The organism is Streptomyces nitrosporeus (assembly GCF_008704555.1).
In the GTDB taxonomy this organism is placed as follows: domain Bacteria; phylum Actinomycetota; class Actinomycetes; order Streptomycetales; family Streptomycetaceae; genus Streptomyces; species Streptomyces nitrosporeus.
This window is the reverse complement of sequence record NZ_CP023702.1, coordinates 6,171,813-6,185,068: the sequence shown is the minus strand read 5'-3', so window position 1 is coordinate 6,185,068 and position 13,256 is coordinate 6,171,813. Positions and strand designations below refer to the sequence as shown.

The 13,256-nt window shown below is 66.8% G+C and carries 6 protein-coding genes, 3 rRNA genes and 1 pseudogene; 1 reads left to right on the top strand and 9 read right to left on the bottom strand.

All coding sequences use genetic code 11. The features are described from left to right. Position 1 precedes the first annotated feature (1 nt). The 4 genes from CP967_RS27325 to CP967_RS27310 all read right to left on the bottom strand — a co-directional run bounded on the left by CP967_RS27325 (position 2) and on the right by CP967_RS27310 (position 4,195). Positions 2–802 carry an ABC transporter ATP-binding protein gene (locus tag CP967_RS27325; protein WP_150490514.1) on the bottom strand — a complete coding sequence of 267 codons (801 nt, stop codon included), beginning with the start codon at positions 800–802 and terminating at the stop codon, positions 2–4. Between the two features lie 92 nt (positions 803–894). After that, positions 895–1,914: a FecCD family ABC transporter permease gene (locus tag CP967_RS27320; RefSeq protein ID WP_150492079.1), complete on the bottom strand. Its 1,020-nt coding sequence runs from the start codon at positions 1,912–1,914 to the stop codon at positions 895–897. Positions 1,915–2,030: 116 nt separating this feature from the next. Next, positions 2,031–3,092: a FecCD family ABC transporter permease gene (locus tag CP967_RS27315; protein ID WP_150490513.1), complete on the bottom strand. Its 1,062-nt coding sequence runs from the start codon at positions 3,090–3,092 to the stop codon at positions 2,031–2,033. A 74-nt stretch (positions 3,093–3,166) separates the two neighbouring features. After that, positions 3,167–4,195 carry an HAD hydrolase-like protein gene (locus CP967_RS27310; RefSeq protein ID WP_150490512.1) on the bottom strand — a complete coding sequence of 343 codons (1,029 nt, stop codon included), beginning with the start codon at positions 4,193–4,195 and terminating at the stop codon, positions 3,167–3,169. Positions 4,196–4,261: 66 nt separating this feature from the next. On the opposite strand from CP967_RS27310, the gene CP967_RS27305 reads away from it, so the two are divergent. Next, the gene (locus CP967_RS27305) at positions 4,262–5,563 is read left to right on the top strand and encodes a DUF1015 family protein (protein ID WP_150490511.1); all 1,302 of its coding nucleotides are present in this window, start codon (positions 4,262–4,264) and stop codon (positions 5,561–5,563) included. A 105-nt stretch (positions 5,564–5,668) separates the two neighbouring features. On the opposite strand, the gene CP967_RS34360 is transcribed toward CP967_RS27305, so the two are convergent. From CP967_RS34360 to CP967_RS27285, 5 genes and pseudogenes are all read right to left on the bottom strand, one after another. Further along, positions 5,669–6,439, bottom strand: a complete 771-nt coding sequence (locus CP967_RS34360) for a tetratricopeptide repeat protein (protein ID WP_194492916.1) — start codon at positions 6,437–6,439, stop codon at positions 5,669–5,671. Positions 6,440–6,871: 432 nt separating this feature from the next. Further along, positions 6,872–7,432, bottom strand: a pseudogene (locus tag CP967_RS35535) (DEAD/DEAH box helicase); the annotation flags it as partial. Between the two features lie 504 nt (positions 7,433–7,936). Then, a 5S ribosomal RNA gene (rrf, locus tag CP967_RS27295) occupies positions 7,937–8,053 on the bottom strand. Between the two features lie 128 nt (positions 8,054–8,181). Continuing rightward, a 23S ribosomal RNA gene (locus CP967_RS27290) occupies positions 8,182–11,306 on the bottom strand. 302 nt (positions 11,307–11,608) lie between these two features. Beyond that, a 16S ribosomal RNA gene (locus tag CP967_RS27285) occupies positions 11,609–13,134 on the bottom strand. Together the 16S, 23S and 5S rRNA genes form the textbook arrangement of a ribosomal RNA operon. Positions 13,135–13,256: the final 122 nt, after the last annotated feature.

Below are 13,256 nucleotides of genomic sequence, written 5' to 3'. Positions count from 1 at the left end.
TTCAGGAAGCCTGTACGCGCTTCCTGCGGGCCGCCGGGACGACGAGGGGCGTGCCCGTCTCGGGGTCGTCGATGACCTGGCAGGGCATCTGGAAGACCTGTTCGACGAGGTCCGCGGTGACGACGTCGCCGGGGGCGCCCTCGGCGACGATCTCGCCCTGGCGCATGGCGATGATGTGTGTGGCGTACCGGGCGGCGTGGTTGAGGTCGTGCAGGACGGCGACCAGGGTGCGCCCCTGGGTCTCGTGCAGCTCGGCGCACAGGTCGAGTACGTCGATCTGGTGCTGGATGTCCAGGTAGGTCGTCGGTTCGTCCAGCAGCAGCAGCGGGGTCTGCTGGGCGAGGGCCATGGCGATCCAGACGCGCTGGCGCTGGCCACCGGAGAGTTCGTCGACGTAGCGGTCGGCGAGTTCCCCGACGCCGGTGGACACCATGGACTCCTGGACGATCCGCTCGTCCTGGGGCGACCACTGGCGCAGCAGTCCCTGGTGCGGGTAGCGGCCGCGGGAGACGAGGTCGGCGACGGTGATCCCGTCGGGTGCTATGGAGGACTGGGGCAGCAGGCCGAGGGTGCGGGCCACCTGCTTCGCGGGCAGCCGGTGGATGTCCCGGCCGTCCAGCAGGACCTTTCCGCGGCTGGGCTTCAGCATCCGGGAGAGGGCCCGCAGCAGGGTCGACTTCCCGCAGGCGTTCGGGCCGACGATGACGGTGAAGGAGTTGTCCGGGATCTCGACCGAGAGGCCCTCCGCGATGGTCCGCTGGTCGTAGCCGAGGGTCACCGAGTCCGCGGTGAGGCGCTGCATGGTCGTACTCCCGGAGGTGGAGAGGCGGGGCTGGGGGTCGGTGCCCGGCGCGGCGGGCCGTGCGGGGCGGGGCTGCGGGCCGGTGCGGGGTCTCATATGCGTCCCGCCCGGCGTTCGGTGACCAGCAGCCAGAGCAGGTAGCAGCCGCCGAGCACCCCGGTGACGACTCCCACCGGCAGCTGGCGGTCGCCGAAGGCGTTCATCGCGGTCCAGTCGGCGACGAGCAGCAGGGCGGCGCCGGTGCAGCCGGCCGCGGCGAGGTTCGGTCCGGGGGCGCGGGTGAGGCGGCGGGCGACCTGGGGGGCGCTGAGCGAGACGAAGACGATGGGGCCGGCCGCGGCGGTGGCCACGGCGACGAGGAGGACGGCGCAGGCGAGCAGGACGAGCCGGGTCCGTTCGACGCGTACGCCGAGCGCGTGCGCGGCGTCGTCGCCCATCTCCAGCATGCGCAGGGGGCGCCCGTGGCCCAGGACCAGGGGGACGAGGATCCCGCAGACCACGAGCAGTGGCCAGACCTGCGCCCAGTCGCGGCCGTCGAGCGAGCCGGTCATCCAGACGACGGCGCGGGTGGCGTCGACGAGGTTCGCCTTGGTGATCAGGTAGTGGGTCGCGGCGGTGAGCATGGCGGCGGCGCCGATGCCGACGAGTACGAGGCGGTAGCCGTGCACCCCGCGTTTCCAGGCGAGCAGGTAGACGGCGAAGCCGGTGAGTACGCCGCCGCAGACGGCGCCGAGGGCGACCTCGGTGGCGCCGCCCTGGAAGAGCACGATGACGACGAGGGCGCCGACCGCGGAGCCCTGGCCGAAGCCGAGCACGTCGGGGCTGCCCAGGGGGTTGCGGGAGAGGCTCTGGAAGACGGCGCCGCCGATACCGAGGGCGGCCCCGACGAGGAGCCCGACCAGGACCCTGGGCAGCCGGAGCTCGGTGACGACGAACTCCTGCTGAAAGGTTCCGCCGCCGAACAGGGTGGTGACGACCTCGCCCGGCGCCATCGAGAAGTCACCGCTCCCGATGAGCACCACGGCCGCGGCGGCCGCGGCCGCGAGGAGCAGCACGACGACGAGGGCGGTCCGGGTGTCCAGCCGGAAGGACAGCCCGCCGGCGGTGCGCACCGCCCGGACTGCCCGCGCGGCGTCCCGCGGCCCCCGGTCCGGGCCCCGGGACCCGGTGCCGTGGGCGGGGGTGCCCTGCCCGGGAGTGCCGTGGGCGGGGGTGTCGTGCGCGGCCTTCACAGCTGGGCCATCCTCTTGCGTCGTACGAGATGGATGAAGACGGGCCCGCCCAGCAGCGCGGTGACGATGCCGACCTGCAGTTCGGAGGGGCGGGCGACGACCCGGCCGGCCACGTCGGCGCCCAGGAGCAGCACGGGCGCGAGGACCGCGGCGTAGGGCAGGATCCACCGCAGGTCGGGCCCGGTGAGGGTGCGGACCAGGTGCGGGATCATCAGCCCGATGAAGACGATCGGCCCGCACGCGGCCGTCGCGGCCCCGCAGAGCAGGGTGACGGCGGCCATGGCCAGGACGCGGGTGCGGGTCAGATGGGCGCCGAGGGCCTTCGCGGTGTCGTCACCCATCTCCAGCGCGTTCAGCGGCCGGGCGATGAACACGGTCAGCAGGACGCCGAGCGCGATGAACGGCCAGACCTTGCCGACGGTCTCGGTGTCGGCGGACGCCAGCGACCCGACGGTCCAGAACCGCAGCCGGTCCAGCGCCGCCGCGTCGAGCAGCTGTACGGCGTTGACGTAGCCGAAGAGGGCCGCGGTGACGGCGGTCCCGGCGAGCGCGAGCCGGACGGGGTTCGCGGACCGGCTGCCACCGAGCAGGTACACGGCGACGGACACCACCGCGGCACCGGCGAAGGCGAACCAGACGTAGCCGGTCAGCGAGGTGACACCGAAGAAGCTGATCGCCGAGACGACGGCCGCCGACGCCCCCGCGTTGACGCCCAGCAGTCCGGGTTCGGCCAGCGGGTTGCGGGTCAGCGCCTGCATCACCGCGCCGGCCAGGCCGAGCGCGGCCCCGACGAGGAGTCCGAGAAGCGTGCGGGGTACCCGGACATCGCGTACGAGGACGTCGCTGTTGCTCCCGGTGTGGTGGAACAGGCCGTTCCAGACCTCGGAGAGCGGCAGCGCCTTGGCGCCGACGGCGATGCTCGCCAGGCACACCAGTACCAGGACACCGACCGCGGCCAGGAGTCCCGCGGCACGCACCGCGTGACGTCCGGCGCGCCGGGACGGGCCCTGCGCCTTCGCGGAGCCGGAATTCGATTCGGGGGGACTCTCGACCAACACCGGGTTAGGTTAGCCTATCCTGGTGTGATTTCGGCTGTCCGGTTCCGCACACCGGGCCCCGGGGCCCGGTCCGCTCACAGGCCCAGCGCGGCCACCGCCTTCTTCGTGTCCAGCCCGCATACGCCGGCCCCGGCGTGCGTCCACGCCGCCCCGCACAGGGCGCGCAGTCCGTCCAGGGGGTCGCCCTCCCCGTCCAGCACGAGTGCGTCCTCGCTGGCGGTGGCCCTCCAGCCGCCGCAGCGGAACCCGTCCTCGTCCCCGGTCACCTCGGGCTGTCCGGTGAGCAGGCCGCGCAGGTCCCGGTCCACATAGGTCGGCCGGTACTTCGGCTCGGCCGTGAGCAGCAGCTCGGCGTCGGTCACGCCGGTGAGGACCAGCAGTGAGTCCACACCGCCGTTGAACGCGCCTTCGATGTCCGTGTCCAGCCGGTCACCGACGACCAGCGGCCGTTCGGCCCCGGTCCGCAGCACCGTCTCGCGGTGCATGGGCGGCAGGGGCTTGCCGGCCACCTGGGGTTCGGCGCCGGTGGCGATACGGACGACCTCCACCGCGGCACCGTTGCCCGGTGCGATGCCCCGGGCGCCGGGGATCGTCAGGTCCGTGTTGGACGCGAACCACAGGGCCCCGCGTGCGATGGCGTACGCCGCCTCCGCGAACCGGCCCCACGGCAGGTCGGGGCCGCCGAAGCCCTGGGCCACGGCGGCGGGCTCGTCATCGGCCGACTCGACCGGCACCAGGCCCCGTTCGCGGAGTGCGACGCGCAGCCCCTCCCCGCCGACGACCAGTACCCGGGCTCCGGCCGGCAGCTGATCGGCCATCAGCCGGGCCACCGCCTGCGCCGAGGTGATCACATCGGCGGACTCGGCCGGGACACCCAGTTCCGTCAGGTGCTCGGCCACCGCCCGCGGGGTGCGCAGCGCGTTGTTGGTGACGTACGCCAGCCGCATCCCGGCGTCCCGTGCGGCGCCCAGCGACTCGACGGCGTGCCCGATGGCGTGCCCGCCCGCGTACACCACCCCGTCCAGGTCGAGCAGGGCCGTGTCGTACGCCGTGCTCAGCGCCGCGCCGCTCCCGCTCGGACGGGACCTGTACTGCTGACTCATCGCGCTCCTCTTTCCATGCTTCTCCCCCGATCATCGCGTATCCCGGAGCACACATACGATGCACTGATGAAGACATCAGAGCGCGCCACCTACCCCGGGCTGCGGCTGATCCCCTTCCGCGGCCTGCGTTACGTCCCCGAACGGGTCGGCAGTCTGGCCTCGGTGACCTCACCGCCGTACGACGTCGTCGTACGGCCGGACGGCCTGCACCACCTGGAGTCGCTGGACCCGCACAACATCGTGCGGCTGATCCTGCCCCAGGGCGGCAGCGCCCGGGACCGCAACCGGCAGGCCGCCGAGACCCTGCGCCGCTGGCTGGCCGAAGGCGTCCTGGCCACCGACCCCGAGCCGGTTTTCTACGTGTACGAGCAGCGGTCCGGGGATCTTCTGCAGCGCGGGGTGATCGGGGCCCTGGCCCTCTCCCCGGCCGCCGAGGGGATCGTGCTGCCGCACGAGGACGTGATGGCGGACGTGGTCGAGGACCGTGCCGACCTGATGCGCGCGACCGGCGCCCACCTCGAACCCCTGCTCCTGAGCTACGCCGGTGACGGCGGGTCCGGCGGGGCGGCGGCCGTGATCGAGGACGTCGTGGAGCGCGGGCCCCTGCTGACCACCACGACGGAGGACGGTGTCACCCACCGGCTCTGGGCGGTCGCCGACCCGGCCGAGCAGGGGCGGATGGCGGAGGACCTGGCCGGCCGCCAGGCTCTCATCGCCGACGGCCATCACCGCTGGGCCACCTATCTGCGGCTCCAGCGGGAGCGGTCCGGGCGCCCGGGCCCGTGGGACTCCGGGCTGGTCCTGCTGGTGGACACCGCCCGCTATCCGCTGCGGGTACGGGCCATCCACCGCCTGCTGCACCGTTTCCCGGTCGCCGAGGCGCTGGCCGCGCTGGAGGGCCGTTTCCGGGTCCGCACCCTCGGCGGACCGCTGCCCCGGGCGCTGGACGCGCTGGCGGAGGCGGCCCTCCTGGGCAACGCCTTCCTGCTGGCGGGCGACGGGGCGCTCCATCTGGTGGACCGGCCGGACGAGGGGCTGCTGGACCACTCGGTACCGGCCGGCCGGCCGGCCGCGTGGCGCGCCCTGGACGCGACGGTGCTGCATTCCGCGCTCCTGGACGAGGTGTGGCGGATTCCGGACGCCCCGGATCACATCTCCTACATCCATGACACGGCGGCGGCCGTCGGCCAGGCGGAGCGGCACGGCGGCACGGCGGTACTGATGCACCCGGTGAGCGAGGACGTCGTACGCGACCTGGCACGGCAGGGCGTCACGATGCCCCGCAAGTCGACGTCGTTCGGGCCGAAACCGGCCACCGGTCTGGTGCTGCGGAGCCTCGGGACGGAACCGGGCCGGGCGTCCGGCTGACCGGGGCCGGGCGGGGGGCCAGGCGGTGCCCGACGGCTCACAACGGTGAAGGGCGGCACCACGACCGTGTCGCGGTGCCGCCCTTCACCTGTCCTGCTTCAGCGTTTACGCCTTCGTGGAACCGTCCGTACCGTCGGCCTCGGCCTCGGCCTCGGCCACATCGTCGTCCTCGTCGTCGACGTCCTCGTCGTCCGGATCTGCCTGGCCGGCGTCGCGGCCACGGTCACGGGCAACGGGGTTCTCGGCCTCGTCCTCGCCGTCCAGGGCGTCGACGAACTCCACACCGTCGAGTTCGGCGAGCCGGTCCGACGCGTCGGTGGAGCCGTCCTTGTCGGCTTCCAGCGCCTTGCCGAACCACTCGCGTGCCTCGTCCTCGCGGCCGGCCGCCAGCAGTGCGTCCGCGTAGGCGTACCGCAGGCGCGGGGTCCAGGAGTGGACGGCGTTGGAGGCGAGTTCGGGGCTCTGCAGGGTGACGATGGCGGCGTCGAGCTGCCCCATGTCCCGGCGTGCGCCGGCGGCCACCAGGCGCATCTCCACCTGGCCGGCCTTGTCCAGCTTCTGCACCTCGGGCTCGCCGGCCATGGCCATGGCCCGCTCGGGCCGGCCGAGACCGCGCTCGCAGTCGGCCATGACGGGCCACAGCTCGACGGAACCCGTCATCCGGCGCGCGGCCCTGAACTCCGCCAGCGCCTCCCCGTACTTCTGCGTGGCGTACGCGGCGAAGCCGGCCGCCTCACGTACGGCGGCGACCCGGGAGGCGAGGCGCAGAGCGATACGGGAGTAGGCGTAGGCCTGCTCGGGGTCCTCGTCGATGAGGCGGGCGACCATGACGAGGTTGCGGGAGACGTCTTCGGCGAGGGTCTTCGGCAGGCTCATCAGCTCCTGCCGTACGTCCTTGTCGATCTCGTCGCCGGTGACGTCGTCGGGGATGGGGAGGCGCTTGACCGGCTCGCGGTCGCGGTCGTCACGGCCCTGGTAGCCGCCTCGGTCGTCACGGCCCCGGTACCCGCCCCGGTCGAACCCCCGGTCGCCGTCGCGGCGCGGGCCACGGTCGCGGTCGTCGCGGCGGAAACCGCCACCACGGTTGTCGTCACGGCGGAAGCCGCCGCCGGAACGGTCATCGTCCCGGCGCGGGCCTCGCGGACGGTCGTCACGCCGCTCGAACCCGCCACCGCTACGGAACCCACCACGGTCATCGTCGCGACGCGGACCACGGTCACGGTCGTCGCGGCGGAAGCCACCGCCACGGTTGTCGTCACGGCGGAAGCCGCCGCCGGAACGGTCATCGTCCCGACGCGGACCACGGTCACGGTCGCGGTCGTCGCGGCGGAAACCGCCACCGCGGCTGTCGTCACGACGGAAGCCACCGCCGGAACGGTCGTCATCCCGGCGCGGACCACGGTCGCGGTCGTCGCGGCGGAAGCCACCGCCACGGTTGTCATCGCGACGGAAACCGCCACCACTGGAACGGTCATCGTCCCGACGCGGACCACGGTCGTCACGGCGGGGAGCACGGTCGTCGCGGCGGAAACCGCCACCACGGTTGTCGTCACGGCGGAAACCGCCACCACTGGAACGGTCATCGTCCCGACGCGGACCACGGTCGCGGTCGTCGCGGCGGAAGCCACCACCGCGGCTGTCGTCACGACGGAAGCCACCGCCGGAACGGTCGTCATCACGGCGCGGGCCTCGCGGACGGTCGTCACGCCGCTCGAACCCGCCACCGCTACGGAACCCACCACGGTCATCGTCCCGGCGCGGGCCACGGTCGTCGCGGCGGAAGCCACCGCCACGGTTGTCATCGCGACGGAAACCGCCACCACTGGAACGGTCATCGTCCCGACGCGGAGCACGGTCGTCGCGGCGGAAGCCACCGCCACGGTTGTCGTCACGACGGAAGCCACCACTGGAACGGTCATCGTCTCGACGCGGACCACGGTCACGGTCGCGGTCGTCGCGGCGGAAACCGCCACCACGGTTGTCGTCACGGCGGAAGCCGCCGCCGGAACGGTCGTCATCGCGGCGCGGAGCACGGTCGTCACGCCGGAAGTTCCCGCCGCCGGCGCCTCGGCCACCTTCGCGGCGCGGACCACGGTCGCGGTCGTCACGGCGGAAACCGCCACGGTCTCCGTCACGCCGGGGTGCGGACGAGCGGTCGTCCCGACTGCCTCGGAAACCGCCCCTGTCACCGTCTTCCCGGCGACGCGGCTCGCGCTCCGGACGGTCGTCGGAAGAGTTGGTGGACATGGGGGTGACTCCTGTCATCGGGTACCACAGACATTCTCGCGCAGTCGACCATCCGACGCGCTTCGGAAAAACAAAAGGACCCTTGGTCCCAGCGTTGAACGCTGGGACCAAGGGTCCTGAAAGATTGTTCGGCGGCGTCCTACTCTCCCACAGGGTCCCCCCTGCAGTACCATCGGCGCTGAAAGGCTTAGCTTCCGGGTTCGGAATGTAACCGGGCGTTTCCCTAACGCAATGACCACCGAAACACTATCGGCCACTCCGCAAAGCGGAGTATCGGCACTTAGCGAACAAGCACACTTTTCAGTTTAAGTAGTTGTTCAACCAGCACGACCGTTCGTGGCCTGGGAACAACACAGTGGACGCGAGCAACTGAGGACAAGCCCTCGGCCTATTAGTACCAGTCAGCTCCACCCGTTACCGGGCTTCCACATCTGGCCTATCAACCCAGTCGTCTACTGGGAGCCTTAACCACTCAAGGTGGTGGGAACACTCATCTCGAAGCAGGCTTCCCGCTTAGATGCTTTCAGCGGTTATCCTTTCCGAACGTAGCCAACCAGCCATGCCCTTGGCAGGACAACTGGCACACCAGAGGTTCGTCCGTCCCGGTCCTCTCGTACTAGGGACAGCCCTTCTCAATATTCCTACGCGCACAGCGGATAGGGACCGAACTGTCTCACGACGTTCTAAACCCAGCTCGCGTACCGCTTTAATGGGCGAACAGCCCAACCCTTGGGACCGACTCCAGCCCCAGGATGCGACGAGCCGACATCGAGGTGCCAAACCATCCCGTCGATATGGACTCTTGGGGAAGATCAGCCTGTTATCCCCGGGGTACCTTTTATCCGTTGAGCGACAGCGCTTCCACAAGCCACTGCCGGATCACTAGTCCCGACTTTCGTCCCTGCTCGACCCGTCGGTCTCACAGTCAAGCTCCCTTGTGCACTTACACTCAACACCTGATTGCCAACCAGGCTGAGGGAACCTTTGGGCGCCTCCGTTACTCTTTAGGAGGCAACCGCCCCAGTTAAACTACCCATCAGACACTGTCCCTGATCCGGATCACGGACCCAGGTTAGACATCCAGCACGACCAGAGTGGTATTTCAACGACGACTCCACAACCACTGGCGTGGCCGCTTCAAAGTCTCCCACCTATCCTACACAAGCCGAACCGAACACCAATATCAAACTATAGTAAAGGTCCCGGGGTCTTTCCGTCCTGCTGCGCGAAACGAGCATCTTTACTCGTAGTGCAATTTCACCGGGCCTATGGTTGAGACAGTCGAGAAGTCGTTACGCCATTCGTGCAGGTCGGAACTTACCCGACAAGGAATTTCGCTACCTTAGGATGGTTATAGTTACCACCGCCGTTTACTGGCGCTTAAGTTCTCAGCTTCGCACACCCGAAAGTGCACTAACCGGTCCCCTTAACGTTCCAGCACCGGGCAGGCGTCAGTCCGTATACATCGCCTTACGGCTTCGCACGGACCTGTGTTTTTAGTAAACAGTCGCTTCTCGCTGGTCTCTGCGGCCACCCCCAGCTCACCGAGTAAATCGGATCACCGGTGATGGCCCCCCTTCTCCCGAAGTTACGGGGGCATTTTGCCGAGTTCCTTAACCATAGTTCACCCGAACGCCTCGGTATTCTCTACCTGACTACCTGAGTCGGTTTAGGGTACGGGCCGCCATGAAACTCGCTAGAGGCTTTTCTCGACAGCATAGGATCATCCACTTCACCACAATCGGCTCGGCATCAGGTCTCAGCCTTAACGTGTGACGGATTTGCCTACCACACGGCCTACACCCTTACCCCGGGACAACCACCGCCCGGGCTGGACTACCTTCCTGCGTCACCCCATCGCTTACCTACTACAAGTCTGGTTCATCGGCTCCACCACTACCCTCAACTCCGAAGAGATCGGGCCGGCTTCACGGACTTAGCATCGCCTGATTCAGTACTGGGCGTTTCAAAGCGGGTACCGGAATATCAACCGGTTGTCCATCGACTACGCCTGTCGGCCTCGCCTTAGGTCCCGACTTACCCTGGGCAGATCAGCTTGACCCAGGAACCCTTAGTCAATCGGCGCACACGTTTCTCACGTGTGTATCGCTACTCATGCCTGCATTCTCACTCGTGAACCGTCCACAACTCGCTTCCGCGGCTGCTTCACCCGGCACACGACGCTCCCCTACCCATCCATACAGGCGTTGGCCCTATGTGTATGAATGACACGACTTCGGCGGTACGCTTGAGCCCCGCTACATTGTCGGCGCGGAATCACTTGACCAGTGAGCTATTACGCACTCTTTCAAGGGTGGCTGCTTCTAAGCCAACCTCCTGGTTGTCTCTGCGACTCCACATCCTTTCCCACTTAGCGTACGCTTAGGGGCCTTAGTCGATGCTCTGGGCTGTTTCCCTCTCGACCATGGAGCTTATCCCCCACAGTCTCACTGCCGCGCTCTCACTTACCGGCATTCGGAGTTTGGCTAAGGTCAGTAACCCGGTAGGGCCCATCGCCTATCCAGTGCTCTACCTCCGGCAAGAAACACACGACGCTGCACCTAAATGCATTTCGGGGAGAACCAGCTATCACGGAGTTTGATTGGCCTTTCACCCCTAACCACAGGTCATCCCCCAGGTTTTCAACCCTGGTGGGTTCGGTCCTCCACGAAGTCTTACCTCCGCTTCAACCTGCCCATGGCTAGATCACTCCGCTTCGGGTCTAGAGCGTGCAACTCAAACGCCCTGTTCGGACTCGCTTTCGCTACGGCTTCCCCACACGGGTTAACCTCGCTACACACCGCTAACTCGCAGGCTCATTCTTCAAAAGGCACGCAGTCACGACGCACCGAGCAAGCTCGATGCGCGACGCTCCCACGGCTTGTAGGCACACGGTTTCAGGTACTATTTCACTCCGCTCCCGCGGTACTTTTCACCATTCCCTCACGGTACTATCCGCTATCGGTCACCAGGGAATATTTAGGCTTAGCGGGTGGTCCCGCCAGATTCACACGGGATTTCTCGGGCCCCGTGCTACTTGGGTGGTTCTCAAACGAGCCGTCAATGTTTCAGCTACGGGGGTCTTACCCTCTACGCCGGACCTTTCGCATGTCCTTCGCCTACATCAACGGTTTCTGACTCGTCTCACAGCCGGCAGACTGTGAAAGAGAACTCCCACAACCCCGCATGCGCAACCCCTGCCGGGTATCACACGCATACGGTTTGGCCTCATCCGGTTTCGCTCGCCACTACTCCCGGAATCACGGTTGTTTTCTCTTCCTGAGGGTACTGAGATGTTTCACTTCCCCTCGTTCCCTCCACACTGCCTATGTGTTCAGCAGCGGGTGACAGCCCATGACGACTGCCGGGTTTCCCCATTCGGAAACCCCCGGATCAAAGCTCGGTTGACAGCTCCCCGGGGACTATCGTGGCCTCCCACGTCCTTCATCGGTTCCTGGTGCCAAGGCATCCACCGTGCGCCCTTAAAAACTTGGCCACAGATGCTCGCGTCCACTGTGCAGTTCTCAAACAACGACCAGCCACCCATCACCCCACCCATAACAGGTGAGTGCACTGGGGCCGGCAACCGAAGGCGACCATCACGGCCGTACCTTCAGACACCCAACAGCGTGCCCGACCCGACCAGCCCATTCCCCGTGTTCCACGCCGAAGCAGTACTAACAGAAACCAGACCAGCCGTGCCGAATAGTCAACGTTCCACCCATGAGCAACCAGCACCGGACACTCGCCGGTGTACTGGCCCCTGACCGAGCGAACTCGGTAAGAAGTGCTCCTTAGAAAGGAGGTGATCCAGCCGCACCTTCCGGTACGGCTACCTTGTTACGACTTCGTCCCAATCGCCAGTCCCACCTTCGACAGCTCCCTCCCACAAGGGGTTGGGCCACCGGCTTCGGGTGTTACCGACTTTCGTGACGTGACGGGCGGTGTGTACAAGGCCCGGGAACGTATTCACCGCAGCAATGCTGATCTGCGATTACTAGCAACTCCGACTTCATGGGGTCGAGTTGCAGACCCCAATCCGAACTGAGACCGGCTTTTTGAGATTCGCTCCGCCTCACGACTTCGCAGCTCATTGTACCGGCCATTGTAGCACGTGTGCAGCCCAAGACATAAGGGGCATGATGACTTGACGTCGTCCCCACCTTCCTCCGAGTTGACCCCGGCAGTCTCCTGTGAGTCCCCATCACCCCGAAGGGCATGCTGGCAACACAGAACAAGGGTTGCGCTCGTTGCGGGACTTAACCCAACATCTCACGACACGAGCTGACGACAGCCATGCACCACCTGTATACCGACCACAAGGGGGGCACCATCTCTGGCGCTTTCCGGTATATGTCAAGCCTTGGTAAGGTTCTTCGCGTTGCGTCGAATTAAGCCACATGCTCCGCTGCTTGTGCGGGCCCCCGTCAATTCCTTTGAGTTTTAGCCTTGCGGCCGTACTCCCCAGGCGGGGAACTTAATGCGTTAGCTGCGGCACCGACGACGTGGAATGTCGCCAACACCTAGTTCCCAACGTTTACGGCGTGGACTACCAGGGTATCTAATCCTGTTCGCTCCCCACGCTTTCGCTCCTCAGCGTCAGTAATGGCCCAGAGATCCGCCTTCGCCACCGGTGTTCCTCCTGATATCTGCGCATTTCACCGCTACACCAGGAATTCCGATCTCCCCTACCACACTCTAGCTAGCCCGTATCGAATGCAGACCCGGGGTTAAGCCCCGGGCTTTCACATCCGACGTGACAAGCCGCCTACGAGCTCTTTACGCCCAATAATTCCGGACAACGCTTGCGCCCTACGTATTACCGCGGCTGCTGGCACGTAGTTAGCCGGCGCTTCTTCTGCAGGTACCGTCACTTTCGCTTCTTCCCTGCTGAAAGAGGTTTACAACCCGAAGGCCGTCATCCCTCACGCGGCGTCGCTGCATCAGGCTTTCGCCCATTGTGCAATATTCCCCACTGCTGCCTCCCGTAGGAGTCTGGGCCGTGTCTCAGTCCCAGTGTGGCCGGTCGCCCTCTCAGGCCGGCTACCCGTCGTCGCCTTGGTAGGCCATCACCCCACCAACAAGCTGATAGGCCGCGGGCTCATCCTTCACCGCCGGAGCTTTCAACCCCGTCCCATGCGGGACAGAGTATTATCCGGTATTAGACCCCGTTTCCAGGGCTTGTCCCAGAGTGAAGGGCAGATTGCCCACGTGTTACTCACCCGTTCGCCACTAATCCACCCCGAAGGGCTTCATCGTTCGACTTGCATGTGTTAAGCACGCCGCCAGCGTTCGTCCTGAGCCAGGATCAAACTCTCCGTGAATGTTTTCCCGTGATCGGGATGAACACCACGAGAGCGGAACGACCAGGTCGGAATATGACCGGTCGTTCACAGCGTCCTCGCTGTGTGTGCCTGACCGCATCCGAAAAAGTTCCGGACCGGGC

What these genes read in the sequence shown, in the direction of transcription:
- CP967_RS27325 (WP_150490514.1), bottom strand. Translation starts at nt 802, where the DNA reads ATGCAGCGCCTCACCGCGGACTCGGTGACCCTCGGCTACGACCAGCGG.
- CP967_RS34360 (WP_194492916.1), bottom strand. Translation starts at nt 6,439, where the DNA reads ATGAGCCTGCCGAAGACCCTCGCCGAAGACGTCTCCCGCAACCTCGTC.
- CP967_RS27305 (WP_150490511.1), top strand. Translation starts at nt 4,262, where the DNA reads ATGAAGACATCAGAGCGCGCCACCTACCCCGGGCTGCGGCTGATCCCC.
- CP967_RS27310 (WP_150490512.1), bottom strand. Translation starts at nt 4,195, where the DNA reads ATGAGTCAGCAGTACAGGTCCCGTCCGAGCGGGAGCGGCGCGGCGCTG.